This window comes from Qipengyuania sp. NPDC077563 (assembly GCF_044901345.1).
In the GTDB taxonomy this organism is placed as follows: Bacteria; Pseudomonadota; Alphaproteobacteria; order Sphingomonadales; family Sphingomonadaceae; genus Qipengyuania; species Qipengyuania aestuarii.
In genome coordinates this window covers 641,008-661,258 of record NZ_JBJDPC010000001.1, presented here as the reverse complement: position 1 = coordinate 661,258, position 20,251 = coordinate 641,008, and the positions used below count along the sequence as shown (strand labels likewise).

Genomic DNA, 20,251 nt, shown 5'->3' with positions numbered 1-20,251 from the left:
TGTCATTCGAAACCCGAAGGAAATGCATGATGAAGAATAGCGGCAATACCATTCTCGTTACCGGCGGTGGCAGCGGGATCGGACGCGAATATGCGCAGCGCTGGCACGATGCCGGCAATATCGTGATCGTTGCCGGGCGTACCGTGTCCGATCTGGAAGAAACGGCGAAGGGCCGGGAGAACATCCATGTGCGCCAGCTCGATGTGTCCGATGCGGGGCAGGTGGCGAGCTTCGCCGCCAAGCTGATCGAGGATTTTCCCGCGCTGAACGTCCTCATGAATAATGCCGGCATCATGCCTTACGAGGATATTACGCAGGCTCGCGACCTGTCCGATGCAAAAAAGGTCATCTCCATCAATCTCACGGGGCCGATCTGTCTGACCGATGCGCTGATCGATCATCTGCGGCACGCTGACGATGCGGCGCTCATCAATGTGTCGTCCGGCCTTGCCTTCGTGCCCATGCCAAAGGCGGCGACCTATTCGGCCACCAAGGCGGCGATACATTCCTACACCGTCTCGCTGCGCAAATTGCTTGAAGGGCACGTCGAAGTGATCGAACTCGCCCCGCCCGGCGTCCAGACCGAGCTGACCCCCGGACAATCGCACCGGGAAGGCTACATGCCGCTTGGCGATTTCATTTCCGAAAGCATGGCGCAATTTGCGCAGGATCCGACGCCCGAGGAGGTGCTTGTCGACAATGTGAAACCGCTCCGCCACGCGGAGAAGGACGGCAGCTTCGACGAGAAACTCGACATGATCGCTTCGCGTTAGGGGCGCCGCGGGACCTGCGTGCAGGCGCCGCCGCAACCGATCGTGTAGCGGGCATAGGGAATGCCCCACGGTCCGATTGCGGCGGCGTCTACCCACACATCCATCAGGTGTGGCAGCGAAGTGCTGTCTTCTCCGCTGCCCGGCACTTCACGCCAATTGGAAAACCGCCAATGCTGCAGGAACAACCGGTCGAAGACTTGCTGGAATGGATTATCGCGTACCCAGCCAAGTGTGCGCAGCGCCTCGGCGCGGTAGCGGCCGGCCGACGGGTCAGCGGGTAAATTGTCCAGATCGACGAAGCGCGGCCTGAAGGCAGATATGAAAACGGCGGCGATGATTGCCCATCGCCGCCGCCGATTTGTCTCTTTGGTCTCAGGCAACGCCGGGGAGAAGCTTTTCTCCGGCGATTGCCTTCATCGCCTTCTGCAGCTTCTCGAAAGCGCGCACTTCGATCTGGCGGATGCGCTCGCGGCTGACGTTGTAGACCTGGCTGAGTTCTTCCAGCGTCTGCGGATTTTCCGTCAGGCGGCGTTCGGTCAGAATGTGCTGCTCACGCTCGTTGAGGGCGTCCATCGCCTCCAGCAGCATGTCGTGACGCACTTCCTTTTCTTCGGCATCGGCGACGGTTTCGTCCTGCAGCGGACGATCGTCCGTCAGCCAGTCCATCCATTCGCCCGAACCTTCTTCACCATTGCGCATCGGCACGTTGAGCGAACCATCGCCGCCCATCATCATGCGGCGGTTCATGTTGACCACTTCCTGCTCGGGCACGCCGAGATCGGTGGCGATCTTGTTCACATCGTCCGGATGCAGGTCGGTGTCTTCATAGGCGTCGAGGTTCTTCTTCATCCGGCGAAGGTTGAAGAACAGCTTCTTCTGGGCGGCGGTGGTACCCATCTTCACGAGCGACCAGCTGCGCAGGATATATTCTTGGATGCTCGCCTTGATCCACCACATGGCATAGGTGGCGAGGCGGAAGCCGCGGTCGGCTTCGAATTTCTTTACGCCCTGCATCAGGCCGACATTGCCTTCGGAAATGAGATCCGAAACGGGCAGGCCGTAGCCGCGATAGCCCATGGCGATCTTCGCCACGAGCCGCAGGTGCGAGGTAACGAGCTGCGCCGCAGCTTCGCTGTCCTCGTGTTCTTCATAGCGCTTCGCGAGCATGTATTCCTGCTCTTGCGTCAGCACGGGGAACTTCTTGATTTCGGAAAGATAGCGGTTGAGGCTCTGCTCACCACCAAGCGCCGGAACGCTCAAACTTCTGGAACTACTCACTTTAACCCTGACCTTTCTATCGTCGACCTCGCTTGCCGGACCCCTGATGGGCATCCGGTCATTCGGGCCACTGATTCACTTGTAGCAGGACGTAGCCGGAATTGCACTCGCGTTTCATCGATTTCAACGTGCGATTTCGTCGATGAGTTCCCGCATATCTGAAGGCAATTCGGCGCAGAAATCCAAGCTTTCAGCGCTGATAGGATGGCTGAATCCGAGGCGTGCTGCGTGAAGCGCCTGGCGGGCGAATTGCAGCTGCTGAAGCACCGGGCGGAGCGGATTGGGAGTACGTCCATAGACAGGGTCCCCTAATAGCGGATGACCGATTGACGCGCAGTGAACGCGGACCTGGTGCGTGCGCCCGGTCTCGAGCTGGCATTCGATCAGCGCCGCGTGGTCCAGCCGCCGGAGCGTTTCGAAATGCGTGACGGCATGCTTGCCGCGCGTGCTGTCGTCCGGCAGCACGGCCATCTTCTTGCGATCCCGGTCCGACCGGCCGAGCCGTCCGCTGACTGTTCCGGCTGGCGGATTGGGATGGCCCGCGCACACGGCGAGATAGCGGCGGGTGATCGAATGGTCGGCAAACTGTTTCGCCAGCCCCTCATGCGCCGCATCGCTTTTGGCGACCACCAGCAGGCCGGAGGTATCCTTGTCGATCCGGTGGACGATACCGGGCCGCGCCACGCCGTTGATCCCCGACAGCTGGCCTCTGCAATGGTGCAGCAGCGCATTGACCAGCGTGCCGTCCGGATTGCCTGCGGCGGGATGCACCACCATGCCCGCGGGCTTGTTCACCACCAGCAGATGCTCGTCCTCGAACACCACGTCGAGCGGGATGTCCTGCGCCGCTGTCGCCAGCGGTTCGGGCGGGGGCAGGGCGATGCGATATTCCTCCCCGCCGGACAGCCGGGCGGAGCCGGATCGGGCAGGCTTGCCGCCGATCGTGACCATCCCCTCGGCGATCAGCCCCTTGACCCGCTCGCGTGACAGGCCTGTCGCCTCAGCCAGCGCCTTGTCCAGGCGGCCGGATGCGGCAACCACGCCAGTCAAATTTTCCGTTCGTGCTGAGCTTGTCGAAGCACCGTCCTTTTTCTTTGCCAGTTCCGAAATCCTCGACCAGTCGCTGCGGACAAGCGCCATCTTCTTGGCCCGCGACCAGCCCTTGATCCTGCTTTCCGCGGCAAGGGCTGCGTCCCGCGTATCGAATTCTTCCGACCAGACCAGTTCGACCGGCAGTCTGTCGGCCGTAAATCCGCCGGTTTCTCCCGCCTGATGCTGCGCAAGGCGCAGTTCGAGATTATCGGTGTGGCCGGTGTAGTAGGCACCGCCGCGACAATGTAGCATGTAGGCCCAGAACGGCATGGGTTGCGCCTAAGTGAAGGACGGCCCTTCGACAAGCTCAGGGCGAACGGTTTGAAGGTTTCTGCAAAAGTTCTCGACTCTCTTCTCACTGAAGCCGCGCGGGCGCATCCTCGCGAATGCTGCGGCATCCTGCTGGGCGAGGGCGCGGCCATCACTGCCATCGTGCCCGCAGCCAACGTCCATGCCGCCCCGCTCACCCATTTCGAAATCAACCCGCAGGCCCTCGTCGATGCCCATCGCGAAGCGCGCAGCGGCGGGCCGCAAGTGCTGGGCTATTACCACTCCCACCCCAATGGCCTCGCGCGCCCCTCCGCCACCGACGAGGCCATGGCGACGGGGCAGGGGCTCATCTGGGCGATAATCGCGGCAGGCCGCGTCACCTTCTGGCGCGAAGGGGATGCGCGATTCGCAGCGCTTCCCTATGAAGCCTGCCCTCGCTAGAAGACGGTACAAATCGCGTTTCGACTGGAATTCCATGAACGACCAAGAATCGATCGATCTTGCGGCAATGCTTTGCTCGCGCCTTTGCCACGACATGCTCAGCCCGGTGGGCGCTCTGAACAACGGGCTCGAATTGCTGGCCATGGAAGACGATCCGGAGATGCGCAAAAGCGTGATCGCTTTGCTCGAACAGAGCGCCAGGACATCCACCAACAAGCTCAAGTTCTTCCGCCTCGCTTTCGGGGCCGCCGGAGGGTTCGGCGACCGGGTCGATGTGGCCGAGCCCAAGGCGCTGGTCGAAGCGCTGGTGTCCGACCGTGACAAGGTGGAAGTCCACTGGGCGATCGAGGCCGCGAACCTTGCCAAGCCTGCGGTCAAAGTCCTGCTCAACTTCGCCCAGATCGCGAACGATGCGCTGGTGCGGGGCGGCTCGCTCGATATCGGCGCAGAGGTTCGCGACGGGAATTGCGAGCTTGTGGTCCGCGCCACCGGCACCAAGATCGCCTTCGACGACACCATCGGCAAGGCGCTCGACGGCTCGCTCGACCGGACGGACCTGTCCAGCCGTACGGCTGCCGCTCACATGATCCATTTGCTCGCCGCGCAATCGGGCGGCGGCATCCAGTACGCCCGCACCGATGAAACGCTGGTGCTGGGCGCGATCCTTCCCGAAGCGGAAGGACTGATCGGATGAATTCGGATTTCGGCAAACTGGGCGAAGGCCTGCCCATCAGCAAGGATGAACTGGTCGACCGCGAAGTGCTCTCGCCCAACCATGACGAGCGCGGTGCGCCCGTCTCGATGGTGGTGATCCACTATACCGAAATGCAGGACAAGGGCTTCGCCATCGAACGCCTCTGCGATCCGGAAGCCAAGGTGTCCGCCCATTACCTGATCGGCGAACATGGCGAAGTAGTGCGGCTGGTGCCGGAAGAAAAGCGCGCCTGGCATGCGGGCGTATCCTATTGGCGCGGGCACAAGGATGTGAACGCGGTGAGCGTGGGCATCGAACTCGACCATCCGGGCCATAAATACGGCTATCGCGAATTCAACGATGCGCAGTTCGAAGCGCTGGTGCCGCTCGTCGCGCGGATCGTGAAGCGATACGATATCCCGCGCGCCAACGTGGTCGGCCATTCGGACGTCGCGCCCGCGCGCAAGATCGATCCGGGCGAACTGTTTCCGTGGGACCGGCTGGCCGAATACGGCCTATGCCTTCCGCGCCCGGCGAAGCTGGAACGCGGCGATCCCTTCGACAATGACGCGTCCTTCTACCTCGCGCTCGAACGCTATGGCTACGATATCACCGACGGCCACAAGGCGGTGGAAGCCTTCCAGCGCCGCTGGCGCCCGGAAAAGATCAACGGCGAAATCGACGGCGAAGTCCGCGCGATCCTGTTCCAGCTGCTGCTCGACCGCGACCGGGGGCGGACGCGGTAGGGCGCAGTGTCAGCTATTGGGTGGGTAGCTGACTTAAGGTATTCGACAGTCAGCGAACTTAGATGCCGGCCTCGTGACGTTCGGTTTCGTCAAGCGTTCCTTTAAAGCGTATCGGACGCATGCCAACATGCTTTTCAGAACGCGAAATTCGCTCCCACGCTCGACGTATCAGACTAAGCACGACGCCGTGGCGCAGGCGGTCCCGCTCTTCTATAAAGTGGGCGCGCGCCTCTTCCGTATAGCGTAGCGATGAGAAAACTGTGGTGTATTCGCCAAGGCTTTGAGAATCTAAAGCTTTTTCGATGTCATCAAGAGCCAGGGGGAGCGTCATTGTCCATTCCACTACCCCGGCGAACGAAGCTTCCGACAGCGGCAGTGCCGCGATCCCTTCCTTTGCCCTCCTCACAATTGCGAGGTCTCGCTCAATCAAATCGCGAGGTAAGGAATTCAAATCGTCATCCTCGGTATCGTCATAAATCGAAACAACCTCAATTGGCTCTATAAGTCCGATTAGAAATGTAAGGAGACCAACTGCTCTTGCACGCTCAGCTCTCCCGGTGCGTGTGGACTGGACGACTACAAACCACAAGGCGCCAACTGTTCCGATGGCGGACAGGGCCTCCCAATTGAACCATTCAGTGATGTTAGATGCCGTATTCCAAAAGGGGCGTAGGAATTCAGGGGGCAGAACCATATGCCTATCTTTAATCTGCGCAGTACAGATTGAACAGCGAGTTAGCCAAAGTGCTTTTCATAGCGCGCATCTTTCACTCGTCGGCCTAGCATCCGCACCGGGGTCGTTAGCTTCAATGAGCCAACTCCTCCTACCTCTTCAGAAAATCGATCAGCGTCCGCAAGGCCGGGGGCATCTGGCGGCGGCTGGGGTGGTAGAGGTGCGCGCCGGGATAGGGCTGGCACCAGTCCTCCAGAACGGGTTCCAGCCGCCCTGCCGCGATGTCCTGCGCTACATCCTCTTCCATGTGCCATCCCACCGCCAGCCCGGCGCGGGTGGTTTCGAGGGCGAGGTCCCACGCATTGGACACCAGCGGGCCGGATATGGTGACTTCCAGCGCCTCGCCGCTCTTCTCGAATTCCCACGGCATCAGTCTTCCGCTGCTCGGTAGGCGGTATCCGGCGCAGCGATGGCGCTGCAGATCGCGCGGATGGGCCGGGCGGCCATGCCGATCCCAGTAATCGGGCGTGGCGACCACCAGCGTGCGAAGCGGCGGACCGATGCGGATAGCGATCATGTCCTTCTCCACGCTCTCGCTCAGGCGGATGCCCGCATCGAAGCCTGCCGCGACGATATCGGTCAAGCCGTCGTCGGTGGCCACTTCGACCGTGATGTCGGGATAGGCGGCCAGGAATGCTGGCAGCCGCCGCGACAGCAGGCTGGATGCGATCCAGGAAAATGTGGTCAGGCGCACCGTTCCGGCCGGGCTGTCGCGCCAGTCTGACAGGGTGTCCACGCCCTCTTCTATCTGCTTCAGCGCCGGGCGCACCCGGGCCAGCAATGCCTCTCCGGCATCGGTCGGCGCGACCGAGCGTGTGGTGCGTGCCAGCAACCTCACGCCGAGCCGCTCCTCAAGATTGCGCATCTTGTGGCTGAGCGCGGAAGGGGACACGCCCAGTTCCGCTGCTGCCGCGGTAAAGCTCCGCAGGCGGGCAACCGCTTCGAAGGCGGCGAGATCATTGAAGGGCTGGCGTGACATTACTGAATATAAATCACAAAGTCATGCGCGAGAGAACGGCTAATATCCTCAGGCCCCGCATCTTAGATACTGTCGAGACAAAGGAGCCACAGATTATGAAGATGACTGATTATCGCAGCTTCGGGCGCTCTGGCCTGATTGTAAGCCCCCTGACGCTTGGCACGATGACCTTCGGTGCCGGACGCTGGGGCAGCGACGAGGAAGAGGCCCGCGGCATCTTCGACGCCTATGTCGATGCGGGCGGCAACATCGTCGACACGGCTGATGTCTATAGCGGCGGCGAGAGCGAGCGTATGCTTGGCCGGTTTCTTAAAGACAAGGATCTGCGCGACCGGATGATCGTCTCGACTAAATCCGGCTTTGCGCGCGGGCAGGGAACGCCGCTCCACGGTGGCAATGGTGCGGTGAATATCCGTCTTGGGATTGAAGGTTCGCTGCGCCGCCTCGGGACGGACCGGATCGACCTTTACTGGGTGCATGTATGGGACCGCACGACCCCGCCGGAAGAGGTTCTGCGCACGCTGGCAGACGCCGTGGCGCGCGGCGATATTCTTTACTACGGTTTCTCCAACGCGCCTGCCTGGTACGTCGCGCAAATTGCGACGCTTGCCAGTGCACACGGGCTGCCGGGTCCGATCGGCCTGCAGTACAATTGGTCGCTGATCGACCGCGGCGTCGAACTGGATGTCCTGCCGATGGCAGAGGCATTCGGCCTCGGGATGATGCCATGGAGCCCGCTGGCCGGCGGCCTTCTGACGGGCAAATACGATCGGGGGATGCTGAAGGATGCCGACCGCGGCGTGACCGTCCCCGACGGCGTGGAAGATGGCGGTGATCAGCCCAGCGAACGCCTGGCGGGCGACAATCCCTTTGGCGGCATGCTGTTCACCGAACGCAATTTCGATATCGTCGACACGCTGCGCAGTGTGGCCGATGAAGTCGGAGCGCCCATGGCGCAAATTGCGCTCGCATGGCTGATTGGCAAGCGCGGGGCGACGACGCTTCTGCTTGGGGCGAGCCGTCCCGGGCAAATCACGGACAATGTCGCTGCGCTGGAACTCGATCTCGCGCCCCAGCACGTCGAGCGTCTCGATAAGGCAAGCGGACCTGAAATGCCCAGTCCCTATTATATCTTCCAGCTGCCGCGCTCGGTGATCTTCGGCAGCCAGTCGGTGACGCCGTGGCGGCCAAGATGATGGTCTCGCCGGTCCGGTGAAGGTAGCGCTTTCCTACACGCGCCGGTTTTGCTTACCTTGCCTCGCTGAGGATGCCTGATGGTTCGCACTCCGATTTACGGCAAAAAAGGGTGACATGTGGCTGTTCGCGGAAATTGACACTGGCGGGGCGGAAATCCTGAGCAAGAGACTGAAATCGTGTCAAAATGAGAATGCGGCGAGTTTTTGAGAATACCCCTGTCGGTGTAACGCGGAGCGGGTTTTGCTTGGCGAGCGGGGCCAAGGCCTCTATCGCTCGGCGCGCCAGGGGGCCGGGCAGCCGCGTGACTTCGTGTCGCGAGGAAAGTCCGGGCTCCACGAAACAAGGGTGGCGGGTAACGCCCGCCGTGGGCAACCATAGGGAAAGTGCCACAGAGAGCATACCGCCGATGGCCCGTTTACGGGATCAGGCAAGGGTGAAAGGGTGTGGTAAGAGCGCACCGGGGCTTCGGTAACGCGGCCCGCATGGTAAACCCCACCCGGAGCAAGGCCGAATAGGGGTGGCGCGCTCTCGCAAGAGGGCAGGGGTGTTTCGCCCCTCGTGCAAACGGCGACCGCCCGGGTTGGCTGCTGGAGTCTTGAAGCGATTCAGGACCTAGACGAATGGCTGCCGCCGTGCGGCTGGTGTCCCTCTGCCTCGCATTGGGCATACCGCGTGCGGAACAGAACCCGGCTTACAGGCCCCCTGGCATTTCGCTGCACATCGCCTGCGCGGCGGAACCGCTTCGCCATTCTGGAGGTTGAGCGCGACATGAACCAGCATCTGCACCGCAGCGCCGTCCAGCGCACCGCCATCGTCCTCGCCGTGGTCGTCCAGATCGGCGCGACCTTCCTGCCGCAACTGGGACTGGGCGAACCCATCGGAGACCGGTCGGACAGCGTGCGGACGCTGATTACCCCGGCGGGCTGGGCCTTCGCCATCTGGGGGCCGCTGTTCTTCGGCAGCGCGGTCTATGGGATCTGGCAGGCGCTCCCAGCGCAGCGCGACAATGTCCTGCTGGAGAAGATCGGCTGGGCCTCGGTCGTTGCGCTATCCGCGCAAGGGGTGTGGGCTATCTACACTCAGTTCGCCAATCTGACCTTCGTCAGCGCGATCATCATCCTCGTCTCGCTGGTCGCCTTGCTGATGATCCTGCGGACCCTGACCGCATTCGAGCGGCCGTTTTCGCGCGCCGAACGGAGCATCGTGGCGATCACCTTCAGCGCCCTGGCAGCATGGCTGACCGCCGCGAGCATCGTGAACATCACGGCGTCGCTGGTCTATCACGGAGTTGGGGGCGGCAGCGCTCACCCGCTGATCGCGGCGCCGGTAGTGGTTGTCGGCGGCGTCATCGCCAGCCTTGCCGTGCTGCGCAGCCGGGGCAATCCCTGGTATGCGCTGGTGTTTGCCTGGGCGCTGCTGGCGATCTTCCTGCGCGGCGGGCAATCGCATCAGGCGATCGCCATCGCGGCCGCGCTATCGGGACTGCTGGTTCTGGTGGCTGCTGCTGCGGGTCTCGCGAAGAAGGAGAACCGCTATCACTGGCTGGGCTGAGCGATCTCTTCCCGGATGACCTTGGGCAGGCTGGGTGGAGGCGCGGTTTCGGGGACCGGAGGCGAGCCTTCGATCTCCAGCCCCTCGAAGGGGCGGCATGCCTCGTTCATCTCGTCAGAGTGGAGATGGACCTTGAGCATGGGGTTGGATTTGCTCCAGTCCGTCCGCGGATCGTCCCTGACCACGCACAGGGCGCGCCAGGCGAGGGGAAGTTCCTGCAGCTGTTCGGTGCTGGGGAGCCCTTCTATGAGCACCTCGTGGCCCGAATAGGTGCCTTTTGCATAGCCGACGAACTTGGTCTCGCTGCCCCTGATATGGATCTGACCGCTGCTGTCACGAACCTCGGTGACCGTGTCGAGCTTTACCGAGAACGCTAGCCAGCTGGCGATCGCGAGCATGAGGACAAGGGCAGTCATCGTGGCGATAACCGTCCATTTCGCGATCGGGTTATCCAGTCCTTCGGATTCGTCGAGGCTCATCGCAGTGTCTTTCACATGATGCGGTTGCTCGTGCCTGAATGCACGAGCCGTTAAATCAGGCACGCCCGATGCTCACATAATCGAAGCCGAGCCCGCGCATGTCTTCGGGGCGATAGATGTTGCGAAGGTCTATCAGCACAGGGGCATTTGCAGTCTGTTTGACGCGGTCGAAATCGAGCGCGCGAAACGCGTCCCATTCGGTGACGATGGCAATCGCGTCAGACCCTTCGATGGCGGCATAGGGATCGTTCACCATCTCTACTTCCGGCATCAAAGGCTTGGCCAGTTGCATGCCTTCAGGATCGAAAGCGGCGACGTGGACACCGGCATCGGTCAGCGTCTGGGCAACAGCGATTGCAGGGGATTCGCGCATGTCATCGGTATTGGGTTTGAACGTCAGCCCGAGCAGCGCGACTTTCTTGCCGCGTGCCTGTTCGGCGCCGCCGATGGCTTCCAGAACCTTGCGGCCCATCGCACGTTTGCGCGAGTCGTTGACCTTGACCACCGCTTCCACGATGCGCGTAGGACTGTCGTAATCCTCCGCCGTCTTGAGAAGGGCCAGCGTGTCCTTGGGGAAGCACGACCCACCGTAACCGGGTCCTGCATGGAGAAACTTCGGGCCGATACGGTTGTCCATCCCGATCCCGCGGGACACGTCCTGCACATTGGCACCGACCTTCTCGCAAAGGTCTGCCATCTCGTTGATGAAAGTGATCTTAGTCGCGAGAAAAGCGTTGGCCGCGTATTTGATCAGTTCGCTCGTCCGGCGTCCGGTGAACAGGATCGGAGACTCGTTGAGGAAAAGCGGACGGTAGACCTCGCTCATAACCTCGCGCCCGAACTCGTCCTCGGCGCCGATAACAATGCGGTCGGGGCGCTTGAAATCCGCGATCGCGGCGCCCTCGCGCAGAAACTCGGGGTTTGATACCACGGCGAAGCGGTGGCTCGTACCGCTGTCCTTGAGGATGCGTTCTACCTCGTCGCCCGTACCAACGGGGACAGTCGACTTCGTAACCACTACTGCATCATTGGCCAGGTTTTCGCCAATTTCCTGCGCTACTGCGTAAACGAATGAAAGATCGGCATGCCCGTCGCCCCGACGGCTCGGGGTGCCCACGGCGATGAAGATCGCGTCTGCATCCCTGATGCCTTCGGCCAAGCTGGTCGTGAAGCTCAGTCGTCCAGCCTTCACATTCGCTCCGACCAGTTCAGCAAGACCAGGCTCGTAGATCGGCATGACACCGTCATGCAGGCGGTCGATCTTCGATTGATCTTTGTCGATACATACGACGTCATGGCCAAAGTCGGCAAAGCACGCCCCCGAGACCAAGCCAACATAGCCCGACCCAACCATTGCGATCTTCATAATCAATCCACCTTTTCGATAGCGATCGTGCCGTCTTCGGCTGTTACAGCCTGGATGATTTCACGCCTGTCTTCTTCCAGCATCAGCGCCGTGAGCCGACCTGTCCGGAATGCGCCGGTGTCGATACCAACCCGGTGCTGCGTATCTTCCACTTCCTCAAAAATCGTATGGCCGTGAACGACTACGTGACTGAAAGGTGCGGAATGTTTCAGAAAACGGTCGCGGATCCAGCGCAGGTCCGACTGCTTCTGTTCTTCGAGTGGGTGTTTCGGATTGATCCCGGCGTGGACAAGCACATACTCGCCAGCAATGATAAGATCTTCAAAACTTTCGAGGAATTCGCGGTCGGCGGCGGGCACGAGCTTGGTCATGGCATCGCGCATTTGCGACAGGTCCATCCGCCGGTAATCGTCCAGACTGATGCCATAGCTCAAAACGGTTTCACGGCCCCCGTGTTTGAGGAAGTGCCGGAGCACTTCTCTGTCGGAGAAGCTCTCCAGAAACATCTCTTCATGATTGCCCGATACATAGCGGACGTTGCGCTCTTCGCCCCACTTGCGCGCAAGTGCGATGACGCCGGCACTGTCCGGTCCGCGGTCCATGAGGTCTCCGAGCAGAACCACGGTGGTCTTGGCGAGCGCGCGCGAGGCATCGTCTGTCTCTATGGCGGTCTTCAGAGCGTCGAAAAGGTCGAGGCGGCCGTGAATATCGCCGATAACATACCATCGTTCGCCATCCGGCACGCGCGCTATTCGGCGAGCAGGCTGGCCATTGGAGAAGAGACGACGGATGGAATCGAACATAACCGGAATATTACAGACAAAGGGGGATGCGAGCGCTTAGAGTAGCACGGCGAGGGCGGCAAGAGAGCAGCGACGCCGGCAATTCAAATGCAGTTGCTCAATAGCCATGCTTTTTGTTGCAATAGGGTTTCAATGAAGCGCCCTTATTGCTTGCTTGGTCGCAATGGTGCACGATTGTTCCAATTTCGACCGAGGATCCTGTTCTAAAATTCGGACCCGGCGAAAGCGCAGGTGGGACGAAGCACCTAGACGAACCAACAGGAGTTCGAAAATGCTCACGTCCTTTCACGGCAAATTTGCCGTTTCTTCTGCCGCATTGGTTACCAGCCTTGCGGTCCCGTCGCTGGCACAGGCACAGGATGCGGCCGATGATAACGGGCTGACTGTATCGGCCAATGTGGCTCTCACAACCGATTACCGATTCCGGGGAGTATCTCTCTCTGCCGGTGATCCTGCCATCCAAGGCGGCGTGGATGTCGCTCATGAGAGCGGCTTTTATGTCGGAACCTGGGCCTCCTCTATCGATGGCGGGGACACCTATGGCGAGATGGAATTCGATATCTACGGGGGATGGTCCGGAGATGTGGCCGAGGGCGTAGCCCTCGACGTCGGTATTCTCTATTACCTGTACCCGACTGAGGAGTTGGGTCTCGATACCGATTATTGGGAGCCTTATGCTTCGGTCGGCTTCAATGTCGGCGGAGCCGAGGCGACGGTGGGCGCAGCCTATGCCTTCGAGCAGGATTCGCTTGGTGGGGACGATAATCTCTACATCTATACGGACCTTGGTTATTCCCTGCCTTCCACGCCGGTGTCGCTCTCCGCGCATCTCGGCTACACCGATGGCGTGCTTGCACCGCCGTTCCTGGCCGGAGATACCGATGAAACCGGGCTCGACTGGTCTATCGGAGCGAGCGTATCCCAAGGCATCCTCGAGGTTGGCGTTGCGTATGTCGGAGTCGAAGGTCCTTCGATCGACGGCCTGACCGACGATGCGATCGTGGGCACGATTTCTGCGAGCTTTTGAAGTTCGGACTTTTTGGGGGTGGGGCGCATTGCTTGGCTATGCGCCCCTTTCTCTTTCTTTGCCGCGCACCTAGTTGTGCACAATGACCAAATATCTACACACCATGATCCGCGTGACCGATCCTGATGCGACGATCGCTTTCTTCAATCTCATCGGCCTGGAAGAAGTTCGGCGCCAAGAAAGCGAAGCGGGGCGTTTTACCCTCATCTTCCTTGCCGCACCCGGTCAGGAAGGCGTTGCCGAAGTCGAGCTGACTTATAACTGGCCGGCGGAAGATGGCAGCAAACCCGAAGAGTACCATGGAGGTCGAAATTTCGGCCATCTCGCCTATCGGGTGGAAGACGTCTATGCCACTTGCGAGCGCCTGATGGACGAGGGACACACGATCAACCGTCCTCCACGTGATGGCCATATGGCGTTCGTCCGGACGCCGGATGGCATTTCGGTCGAACTGCTGCAGGACGGCTATCTTGAGCCAATGGAACCCTGGGCCAGCATGGAAAATACCGGCAGCTGGTAATTTAAGCGTGCCTCGCCCTGCCTCAATCGAGGTAGGGCGAGCGGACATCGTCCGGATGCGCGGTCGTCAGGCGCAGGATCGTGAAGCCGACGACAGCCGAAATCACTGATCCCATCAGGATGCCGATCTTCGCTTCTTCGATAAGCAAGGTATTTCCGGCGAAAGCCAGGCCGCTGATGAAGAGGGACATCGTAAAGCCGATTCCGCACAGGATCGACACACCCCAGATTTCCGGCCAGCTGGCTCCTTCGGGACGCGGTGCGAAGCCGACCTTGTCCGCTGCCCAGATCGCCGAGAAAATGCCCAGCTGCTTTCCGACGAATAAACCTGCGGCAATCGCCAGGGGAAGTGGTGCAAATACCCCTGCCATGCCGAGATCGCCGAGTTCGACGCCGGCATTCGCGAAGCCGAACACCGGTACGATCAGATAAGCGCTCCAAGGTGCGAGGGAGTGTTCCATCGTCTCGACCATGGTTTCGTCGTCCTTGCCGACCATCGGAATGGTGAGCGCAGCGACGACGCCCGCGATGGTGGCGTGAACGCCGGAATTCAGCACAAAGAACCACAGGACCAATGCCGCGATGATGAAGGGCAAATAGGCTTTCACCTTCATCTTGTTCATCACGTACATAATGGCCGTCACGACAGCGGCGCCGATCAGCCAGGAAAGCTTGATCTTCGCAGTATAAAAAAGGGCAATCACGAGGACGGCGCCGATGTCGTCCACGATGGCTACTGTCAGCAGGAAAAGCCGCAATGAGGCGGGTACACGATTTCCGAGCAGACCCAGCACGCCCATGGCGAAGGCGATATCGGTAGCTGCAGGGATCGCCCAGCCGCGGGTGAGGCCTTCAGCGCCTTCTGCATTGACGAAAAAGAGATAGACCAGAGCGGGGAAAATCATCCCGGCGCCTGCTGCCAGGACCGGCATCTTGCGCTGATCGGGCGAGGAAAGCTGTCCTTCAATCCACTCGCGCTTCACTTCGAGACCGACGACAAAGAAGAATATCGCCATCAATCCATCGTTGATCCACAGGTGTAGCGTGTTCAGCTTGAACACCGAGGGATCGAACATAAGGCCATGGAACAGATGATGATAATCTTCGGCCAATGGTGAGTTTGCGGCCAGCATTGCCGCGATCGCGACGAAGATTAGAAGGATGCCGGCTGAGGCGTCGCTTACGAAAAGCGCGCGGACAGGGGCAAACACGAGGCGGACTACGGAAGGGCGTTCGGTCATGACGCTGGGTTCTTTTTAGGAAACGCCCGCCGGTTGCAAGTGCCGATTTGCCATCGCATCGTGCTGGGGACCAAAAGCAGACCTTTGGTGAGCGGTTGATCCCGACGGCGTGCCCTCCCATTCCAGCTTGCGACGCGTAACAGACCGGCATTGTTACCTTCCGACAACACTCCGTCTTTGACTTTAGGACGATCTGTGAAATCGCCAGTTTTTCCTTCCAAGTTCGTCTTTTATACAGGAAGCCCGTGAGATAGGGGCTGCTAATGGACGTCTATCTCCCAATCGCTAATTTGTCGGTCAACGGTCTCTGGATCGTTGCGCTCGGCGCGATTACCGGCGTCCTGTCTGGTCTGTTCGGCGTGGGTGGTGGCTTTCTTACCACACCTCTCCTCATCTTTTACGGTATTCCACCTACGGTCGCCGCAGCCTCGGCTTCCACCCAGGTCACCGGAGCGAGCGTTTCGGGAGTAGTCGCGCATAGCAAGCGGAAGGGGGTGGATTACCGAATGGGTACCGTCATGGTTGGCGGCGGGATCATCGGTGCCGGGATCGGAGCACTTCTTTTTCGCTTTTTTCGCTCGATCGGGCAGATCGATGTCGTCATCAGTTCTCTCTACGTGATCCTGCTCGGATCGATCGGCATTCTCATGGCGAAAGAATCGATCCAAGTGCTGAGAGGCAAGAGCGGACAGCAGGCTGCTCGCCGGAGGCACCATCCATTGGTCGCCAACCTTCCCTGGCGTTGGCGTTTTTACGGATCGGGTCTTTACATAAGCCCTCTTGCACCGGCGGTTGTCGGCGTGGGCGTCGGCATACTTACCATGCTGATGGGAGTGGGCGGCGGTTTCATCCTCGTGCCCGCCATGCTGTATATCCTCGGGATGAGCGCGAATGTCGTGGTGGGAACAAGTCTCTACAACATTCTCTTCGTCACCATTGCCACCACACTCATGCATTCGCTGACCACCCGAGCGGTCGATATCGTTCTGGTGGCTTTGCTGCTGGTCGGTTCGGTCACTGGCGCACAATTCGGATCTCGTCTTGCAGTCCGTGCGAAGCCCGAAATCCTGAGGTTGGTCTTGGCGACGATCGTCTTGCTTATCGCTTTTCGCATGCTGCTCGGGCTGTTCTATCAGCCGGACGAAATCTACACGGTCTATCCGCTGTGAGGGCACTCTTTTTACTCATGGCAGCCTTGATGCTATCGGGACAACGGGACCCTCTTCTGGTTCCCGAAGTCTCCCAGCACGAAGTGCAGGTGCGCCAAGGGTTCACCGGGACCGAACTCCTGCTTTTCGGCGCGGTGCTCGATCCGGCGGGCCGGACCGGCCAAGGCTATGACATTGTGGTGGTCCTCAAGGGACCGAGCGAACCTGTACGCCTGCGTGAGAAAGAACGTTTTGCAGGTGTCTGGGTGAATGCGCAGAGCACGGATTTCAGGTCCGTGCCAAGCTTCTTTGCCGTGGCTGCCTCGCGGCCGGTCAGCGAAATCGTCGACGAAAAGACCGCTGCCATTTACGAGTTCGGAACGGGCTACATTCAGCTTTCGCCAAGCGGGAGCATCAACCCGGCAGAGCAATTGCGCTTCAGCGAGGGGCTGGTTGATCTCAAGCAGCGGCAGAGGCTTTACAAGCAGAACATGAATGGCGTGCAGATCAGCCAGAACGTCCTTTATCAAGCGCGCATCTCGCTCCCTTCCAACGTCACCACCGGGACCTACACTGCCGAGACCTTCGCTGTGACCGATGGCCGGGTCATCGCTTCGGCCGAAGCGACCGTTGAAGTCCGCAAGGTAGGGTTCGAGCGCTTCGTGGAAGTCAGTGCGAACAGATGGGGTCTGGCCTATGGCCTTATCGCGGTGTTTCTTTCGGTAGGCATGGGGTGGGGGGCCGGACGTCTCTTCGCACGGCTGTGAGGTGCATGCAGCGATGACATCGTTGACCCGATCTTAACCCTTATCGGCGCACTGTCCGGCTGACTTTACAGGGTCGATACCCGAAGGATCAGGGCCGGATAGTGAGTAATATGGACAAGGGCAATTTTCGCGGTTTCGGGGGCGGCAGTCACATGGAGGGCGAACAACCCGGCGCACGATCGCTGCGCGATCGCATCCGCCGGTCGAGCGAGAGCGAACAGAGCATGGCAGGCGGTGCCGTATCGCGCTCTGGTTATGTTCACCAGCAGCCCGTTCCCCCAGAAGAACCCGCAGTGACTAAGCCAGAACCCGGCCCAGTCTCGAGCGAACAAGCGTCTCAGCAGACGACTGTTCATCCTGATCAGCAACAGAGCCGTCCAGTCCATACGCCTCGTCTGGGCGAAGCTCCGCCACGCCCGTCGGATCTGGCACCCAAACCGCAGGCGGCTCCACCTCCCAAGCCGGTAAAAGAAGACGAGCCTGTGAGCGATAATGCGCTGCAGCCCATCGGAGTCGTGCTCGAGATTGCCGGTTCCGGATCGATGATCGCCATTGACCTGCAGCGCCTCACGGAATGTTCTCAGGATAGCGATCCGGCCGTGGCCATGGCCGGCCAGGTCGGTTCGCAAATAAAGATCCGCGTCGGCAGTAGCTGGCTGCTCGCCAGCGTGCGGAACCAGAAACAGGATCGCAAAGCTGGTACGATTCTGGCGAACATCGACTTCCTTGGTGAAGGCATCGAGGAAAAGCTGACCGGCCGCTTGCACGGCTTCCGGCGCGGTGTGACGCGTTACCCCGTTCCGGGCGCCATGGTCTTTCCCGCATCTACTCCCGATCTCAGGCAGGTCTACGCCAGCGACGGACGCAGCGCCGTGACGATCGGCAAGGTTTACCCGACCAAGGACATTCGCGCCGGTATTTATGTCGATGCGATGCTGGGCAAGCACTTCGCCCTGCTGGGATCGACGGGTACGGGTAAATCAACCAGCGCTGCCCTGATCCTCCACCGTATCTGCGAGGCGGCGCCGGAGGGCCATATCGTCATGATCGACCCGCATGGCGAATATTCCGCGGCTTTCAGGACGACAGGCGTCATTCTCGACGTGTCGAACCTGCAGATGCCCTACTGGATCATGAACTTCGAGGAGCATTGCGAAGTCCTGCTGACCAGCAATGGCAACGAGCGGCAGGTTGATGCGGACATTCTCGCCAAGTGCCTGCTGAAGGCGCGTCAGAAAAGCCGCCTGGCCGAGACCATGGGCAAGATCACCGTCGATTCGCCGATCCCTTACCTGCTCTCCGACCTCTCCAACGAGATACAGGACCAGATGGGCAAGCTGGACAAGGCCACCAATTCGGCGCCCTACATGCGGATCAAGAACAAGCTCGACGAGCTCAAGGCCGATCCGCGCTACCAGTTCATGTTCTCCGGCATGCTGGTGGCCGACACGATGGCGGACTTCATCTCCAAGATCTTCCGCATGCCATCGAACGGCAAGCCGATTTCGATCATCGACGTGTCTGGCGTGCCGTCCGACATCACCGCAACCGTGGTCGCCGTGCTCAGCCGCCTGGTGTTCGACTTCGCGATCTGGGGCCGTGACGAGAAGACCACGCCGATCCTGCTGGTGTGCGAGGAAGCCCACCGTTACGTCCCAAGCGAGAAGAACGCTGACGGCAATTCGGTCGGCATCATTCTGGGGCGGATCGCCAAGGAGGGCCGTAAGTACGGCATCTCGCTCGGCCTGATCACCCAGCGCCCGTCCGACCTTGCCGAGGGCGTGCTGTCGCAATGCGGCACGATCATCTCGATGCGCCTCAACAACGACCGCGACCAGGAATTCGTCCGCGCCGCCATGCCCGAAGGTGCGCGGGGATTCCTCGATGCGATCCCGGCGCTGCGCAACCGCGAATGCATCATCTGCGGCGAGGGTGTGGCCATCCCGATCCGCGTCAGTTTCGACAATCTCGAGGAAATCAAGCGCCCGGCGTCGGAAGACCCGAGCTTCATCGAGATGTGGAACAACCCCGGCGGCGAAGAGGACATCGTCCTGCGCACCGTCCAGCGCTGGCGCTCGCAGGGGTAGTTTGTGTTTTGCGAACCCGCCTCCGCGGGTTCGTCCTCGCTAGATGTGCAGCAAGCTGCACCCGCTGCGGGCGGGCCTGCTGGTGGCCTTTGGCCAGCTGCGTCTTCGACTTCGCTTCCGCCCTTGCCGGGCCTCCGTCGACCCGGATACTTTCTCCTTCTTCACGTTCCCCGTGTATCGCCGAAGAGATGGATGTGCAGGCGGTCGCTCATCCGGAAGCCGTTTTTGACGCACAGCTCCGCGAGCCATTTCTCGCGCGTGCGCAGCGTCTCGCTGTCGGTGCCTTCGGGCATGAGGAAGACGTGGCCCGGCCGGAAGCGATAGCGGTCGCGCAGGGCCAGCACCTCGTCCACATCGGCGGGCTGGGCGATCACGAATTTGAACCACGCGCGCGGGTCGGTGGCATAGGCGTCGAGCCGTTCGGGCAGCAGCGCCAGCTCGGCCGGATTGCCGCTATGCGCCAGCTTGGGGCTGACGTTGAACTGGTCGATCCGGATGTCGAGCGGCGGCGGCGCCTTGGTGGTGCCGTTGGTCTCGATCTCCACCGAAAGGTCGGGCAGCAGCTCCAGCAGACGGGCGAGGGCCGGGGCCTGCAGCAAAGGTTCGCCGCCGGTAATGACAAGCCGGTTTTGCCCCAGCGACTGGATGATCGCGGCCACTTCCGTTTCGGGCAGCGTCACCTGATTTGCCTTGCGCGCATAGGTCACGCCGCCGCGATGCGGGCGCTCGTCACCGTCGAAATGCCAGGTGTAGGCAGTATCGCACCAGACGCAGGCAAGATTGCAGCGCGACAGCCGCATGAAAGCGACGGGCATTCCCGCGCTCGGCCCTTCGCCCTGCACCGAGGCGAAGATCTCCGGCCCGCCGGTATCGTCGGTGGCGAGGACTAGAGGCATTTTCTGCCGGGCGGTGTTACACCGACCCCCCCATTTTCAAAAATTCGCGCGCTCCCTAAGCTGCCACGTAAAACACTGAAATCTCGTGACCATTTCACCGTGCGGCCGGGCAGGGCTGTCAACTTCCGTCCGGCCGCGCCGAAGGGGCGATCCAGCCGGCGCGG

Annotated in this window: 21 protein-coding genes, 1 other RNA gene and 1 pseudogene; 12 read left to right on the top strand and 11 right to left on the bottom strand. The window is 60.7% G+C overall.

Annotation, left to right across the window (positions count from 1 at the left end; translation table 11 throughout):
* Positions 1 to 29 precede the first annotated feature (29 nt).
* The gene (locus tag ACI2I1_RS03240) at positions 30 to 773 is read left to right on the top strand and encodes an SDR family oxidoreductase (RefSeq protein ID WP_404678329.1); all 744 of its coding nucleotides are present in this window, start codon (positions 30 to 32) and stop codon (positions 771 to 773) included.
* Here ACI2I1_RS03240 and ACI2I1_RS03235 read toward each other — a convergent pair.
* From ACI2I1_RS03235 to ACI2I1_RS03220, 4 genes and pseudogenes are all read right to left on the bottom strand, one after another.
* On the bottom strand, positions 770 to 1,153 hold the full coding sequence (locus ACI2I1_RS03235; RefSeq protein ID WP_404677881.1) for a hypothetical protein: 384 nt from the start codon (positions 1,151 to 1,153) through the stop codon (positions 770 to 772). The genes ACI2I1_RS03240 and ACI2I1_RS03235 overlap by 4 nt on opposite strands.
* The gene (gene rpoH, locus ACI2I1_RS03230) at positions 1,146 to 2,051 is read right to left on the bottom strand and encodes an RNA polymerase sigma factor RpoH (RefSeq protein WP_221542755.1); all 906 of its coding nucleotides are present in this window, start codon (positions 2,049 to 2,051) and stop codon (positions 1,146 to 1,148) included. The genes ACI2I1_RS03235 and rpoH overlap by 8 nt, the downstream gene beginning before the upstream one ends.
* Before the next feature lie 123 nt (positions 2,052 to 2,174).
* Positions 2,175 to 3,101, bottom strand: coding sequence for an RluA family pseudouridine synthase (locus ACI2I1_RS03225; protein ID WP_404678328.1), 927 nt, complete (start codon positions 3,099 to 3,101; stop codon positions 2,175 to 2,177).
* A gap of 150 nt (positions 3,102 to 3,251) precedes the next feature.
* Positions 3,252 to 3,395 (bottom strand): annotated as a pseudogene (locus ACI2I1_RS03220) (GIY-YIG nuclease family protein); the annotation flags it as partial.
* Positions 3,396 to 3,464: 69 nt separating this feature from the next.
* On the opposite strand from ACI2I1_RS03220, the gene ACI2I1_RS03215 reads away from it, so the two are divergent.
* Genes ACI2I1_RS03215 through ACI2I1_RS03205 form a run of 3 tightly spaced genes read left to right on the top strand, consistent with a single transcriptional unit; the run spans position 3,465 to position 5,294 of the window.
* Positions 3,465 to 3,854, top strand: a complete 390-nt coding sequence (locus tag ACI2I1_RS03215) for a M67 family metallopeptidase (protein WP_404677880.1) — start codon at positions 3,465 to 3,467, stop codon at positions 3,852 to 3,854.
* Positions 3,855 to 3,888: 34 nt separating this feature from the next.
* On the top strand, positions 3,889 to 4,548 hold the full coding sequence (locus ACI2I1_RS03210; RefSeq protein ID WP_404677879.1) for a histidine phosphotransferase family protein: 660 nt from the start codon (positions 3,889 to 3,891) through the stop codon (positions 4,546 to 4,548).
* Complete coding sequence (locus tag ACI2I1_RS03205; RefSeq protein WP_404677878.1) at positions 4,545 to 5,294, top strand: N-acetylmuramoyl-L-alanine amidase; 750 nt, start codon at positions 4,545 to 4,547, stop codon at positions 5,292 to 5,294. Before ACI2I1_RS03210 ends, ACI2I1_RS03205 begins: the two co-directional genes overlap by 4 nt.
* Before the next feature lie 58 nt (positions 5,295 to 5,352).
* On the opposite strand, the gene ACI2I1_RS03200 is transcribed toward ACI2I1_RS03205, so the two are convergent.
* A complete protein-coding gene (locus tag ACI2I1_RS03200; protein WP_404677877.1) occupies positions 5,353 to 5,988 on the bottom strand; it encodes a hypothetical protein in 636 nt (211 codons plus the stop codon).
* Positions 5,989 to 6,118: 130 nt separating this feature from the next.
* Positions 6,119 to 7,006: a LysR family transcriptional regulator gene (locus tag ACI2I1_RS03195; protein ID WP_404677876.1), complete on the bottom strand. Its 888-nt coding sequence runs from the start codon at positions 7,004 to 7,006 to the stop codon at positions 6,119 to 6,121.
* A 95-nt stretch (positions 7,007 to 7,101) separates the two neighbouring features.
* On the opposite strand from ACI2I1_RS03195, the gene ACI2I1_RS03190 reads away from it, so the two are divergent.
* The 3 genes from ACI2I1_RS03190 to ACI2I1_RS03180 all read left to right on the top strand — a co-directional run bounded on the left by ACI2I1_RS03190 (position 7,102) and on the right by ACI2I1_RS03180 (position 9,754).
* Positions 7,102 to 8,202 carry an aldo/keto reductase gene (locus ACI2I1_RS03190; RefSeq protein ID WP_404677875.1) on the top strand — a complete coding sequence of 367 codons (1,101 nt, stop codon included), beginning with the start codon at positions 7,102 to 7,104 and terminating at the stop codon, positions 8,200 to 8,202.
* 282 nt (positions 8,203 to 8,484) lie between these two features.
* Positions 8,485 to 8,913: RNase P RNA component class A (gene rnpB / locus ACI2I1_RS03185), an RNA gene on the top strand.
* A 58-nt stretch (positions 8,914 to 8,971) separates the two neighbouring features.
* Complete coding sequence (locus ACI2I1_RS03180; RefSeq protein ID WP_404677874.1) at positions 8,972 to 9,754, top strand: hypothetical protein; 783 nt, start codon at positions 8,972 to 8,974, stop codon at positions 9,752 to 9,754.
* On the opposite strand, the gene ACI2I1_RS03175 is transcribed toward ACI2I1_RS03180, so the two are convergent.
* From ACI2I1_RS03175 to ACI2I1_RS03165, 3 genes are read right to left on the bottom strand one after another with little or no spacing between them, the layout of a single operon-like run.
* On the bottom strand, positions 9,739 to 10,233 hold the full coding sequence (locus ACI2I1_RS03175) for a hypothetical protein (protein ID WP_224812124.1): 495 nt from the start codon (positions 10,231 to 10,233) through the stop codon (positions 9,739 to 9,741). The genes ACI2I1_RS03180 and ACI2I1_RS03175 overlap by 16 nt on opposite strands.
* Before the next feature lie 55 nt (positions 10,234 to 10,288).
* Positions 10,289 to 11,599 (bottom strand): UDP-glucose dehydrogenase family protein, encoded by a 1,311-nt coding sequence (locus ACI2I1_RS03170; RefSeq protein WP_404677873.1) that lies wholly within the window; start codon positions 11,597 to 11,599, stop codon positions 10,289 to 10,291.
* A 2-nt stretch (positions 11,600 to 11,601) separates the two neighbouring features.
* A complete protein-coding gene (locus ACI2I1_RS03165) occupies positions 11,602 to 12,402 on the bottom strand; it encodes a metallophosphoesterase (RefSeq protein WP_404677872.1) in 801 nt (266 codons plus the stop codon).
* 271 nt (positions 12,403 to 12,673) lie between these two features.
* Here ACI2I1_RS03165 and ACI2I1_RS03160 point away from each other — a divergent pair, with 271 nt between their 5' ends.
* Together ACI2I1_RS03160 and ACI2I1_RS03155 are read left to right on the top strand one after the other, a co-directional pair.
* Complete coding sequence (locus tag ACI2I1_RS03160) at positions 12,674 to 13,429, top strand: TorF family putative porin (RefSeq protein WP_404677871.1); 756 nt, start codon at positions 12,674 to 12,676, stop codon at positions 13,427 to 13,429.
* 82 nt (positions 13,430 to 13,511) lie between these two features.
* Entirely contained in the window at positions 13,512 to 13,949 is a 438-nt protein-coding gene (locus ACI2I1_RS03155; RefSeq protein ID WP_404677870.1) for a VOC family protein, read from the top strand.
* Between the two features lie 22 nt (positions 13,950 to 13,971).
* On the opposite strand, the gene nhaA is transcribed toward ACI2I1_RS03155, so the two are convergent.
* Positions 13,972 to 15,189, bottom strand: coding sequence for a Na+/H+ antiporter NhaA (nhaA, locus tag ACI2I1_RS03150; RefSeq protein ID WP_221542767.1), 1,218 nt, complete (start codon positions 15,187 to 15,189; stop codon positions 13,972 to 13,974).
* Between the two features lie 263 nt (positions 15,190 to 15,452).
* On the opposite strand from nhaA, the gene ACI2I1_RS03145 reads away from it, so the two are divergent.
* From ACI2I1_RS03145 to ACI2I1_RS03135, 3 genes are all read left to right on the top strand, one after another.
* Positions 15,453 to 16,358 (top strand): sulfite exporter TauE/SafE family protein, encoded by a 906-nt coding sequence (locus ACI2I1_RS03145; RefSeq protein WP_404677869.1) that lies wholly within the window; start codon positions 15,453 to 15,455, stop codon positions 16,356 to 16,358.
* Between the two features lie 17 nt (positions 16,359 to 16,375).
* On the top strand, positions 16,376 to 17,104 hold the full coding sequence (locus tag ACI2I1_RS03140) for a TIGR02186 family protein (RefSeq protein WP_404677868.1): 729 nt from the start codon (positions 16,376 to 16,378) through the stop codon (positions 17,102 to 17,104).
* Positions 17,105 to 17,214: 110 nt separating this feature from the next.
* Positions 17,215 to 19,191: an ATP-binding protein gene (locus tag ACI2I1_RS03135; RefSeq protein WP_404678327.1), complete on the top strand. Its 1,977-nt coding sequence runs from the start codon at positions 17,215 to 17,217 to the stop codon at positions 19,189 to 19,191.
* Between the two features lie 161 nt (positions 19,192 to 19,352).
* On the opposite strand, the gene ACI2I1_RS03130 is transcribed toward ACI2I1_RS03135, so the two are convergent.
* Positions 19,353 to 20,087 (bottom strand): 7-carboxy-7-deazaguanine synthase QueE, encoded by a 735-nt coding sequence (locus tag ACI2I1_RS03130; protein ID WP_404677867.1) that lies wholly within the window; start codon positions 20,085 to 20,087, stop codon positions 19,353 to 19,355.
* Positions 20,088 to 20,251 lie beyond the last annotated feature (164 nt).

Excerpts from the sequence above, each read along its gene's own strand:
- nhaA (WP_221542767.1), bottom strand. The coding sequence starts at position 15,189 with ATGACCGAACGCCCTTCCGTAGTCCGCCTCGTGTTTGCCCCTGTCCGC.
- ACI2I1_RS03210 (WP_404677879.1), top strand. The coding sequence starts at position 3,889 with ATGAACGACCAAGAATCGATCGATCTTGCGGCAATGCTTTGCTCGCGC.
- ACI2I1_RS03175 (WP_224812124.1), bottom strand. The coding sequence starts at position 10,233 with ATGAGCCTCGACGAATCCGAAGGACTGGATAACCCGATCGCGAAATGG.
- ACI2I1_RS03165 (WP_404677872.1), bottom strand. The coding sequence starts at position 12,402 with ATGTTCGATTCCATCCGTCGTCTCTTCTCCAATGGCCAGCCTGCTCGC.
- ACI2I1_RS03160 (WP_404677871.1), top strand. The coding sequence starts at position 12,674 with ATGCTCACGTCCTTTCACGGCAAATTTGCCGTTTCTTCTGCCGCATTG.
- ACI2I1_RS03140 (WP_404677868.1), top strand. The coding sequence starts at position 16,376 with ATGGCAGCCTTGATGCTATCGGGACAACGGGACCCTCTTCTGGTTCCC.
- ACI2I1_RS03240 (WP_404678329.1), top strand. The coding sequence starts at position 30 with ATGAAGAATAGCGGCAATACCATTCTCGTTACCGGCGGTGGCAGCGGG.
- ACI2I1_RS03155 (WP_404677870.1), top strand. The coding sequence starts at position 13,512 with ATGACCAAATATCTACACACCATGATCCGCGTGACCGATCCTGATGCG.
- ACI2I1_RS03205 (WP_404677878.1), top strand. The coding sequence starts at position 4,545 with ATGAATTCGGATTTCGGCAAACTGGGCGAAGGCCTGCCCATCAGCAAG.
- ACI2I1_RS03135 (WP_404678327.1), top strand. The coding sequence starts at position 17,215 with ATGGACAAGGGCAATTTTCGCGGTTTCGGGGGCGGCAGTCACATGGAG.
- ACI2I1_RS03200 (WP_404677877.1), bottom strand. The coding sequence starts at position 5,988 with ATGGTTCTGCCCCCTGAATTCCTACGCCCCTTTTGGAATACGGCATCT.
- ACI2I1_RS03145 (WP_404677869.1), top strand. The coding sequence starts at position 15,453 with ATGGACGTCTATCTCCCAATCGCTAATTTGTCGGTCAACGGTCTCTGG.
- ACI2I1_RS03130 (WP_404677867.1), bottom strand. The coding sequence starts at position 20,087 with ATGCCTCTAGTCCTCGCCACCGACGATACCGGCGGGCCGGAGATCTTC.
- ACI2I1_RS03190 (WP_404677875.1), top strand. The coding sequence starts at position 7,102 with ATGAAGATGACTGATTATCGCAGCTTCGGGCGCTCTGGCCTGATTGTA.
- ACI2I1_RS03170 (WP_404677873.1), bottom strand. The coding sequence starts at position 11,599 with ATGAAGATCGCAATGGTTGGGTCGGGCTATGTTGGCTTGGTCTCGGGG.
- ACI2I1_RS03180 (WP_404677874.1), top strand. The coding sequence starts at position 8,972 with ATGAACCAGCATCTGCACCGCAGCGCCGTCCAGCGCACCGCCATCGTC.
- ACI2I1_RS03195 (WP_404677876.1), bottom strand. The coding sequence starts at position 7,006 with ATGTCACGCCAGCCCTTCAATGATCTCGCCGCCTTCGAAGCGGTTGCC.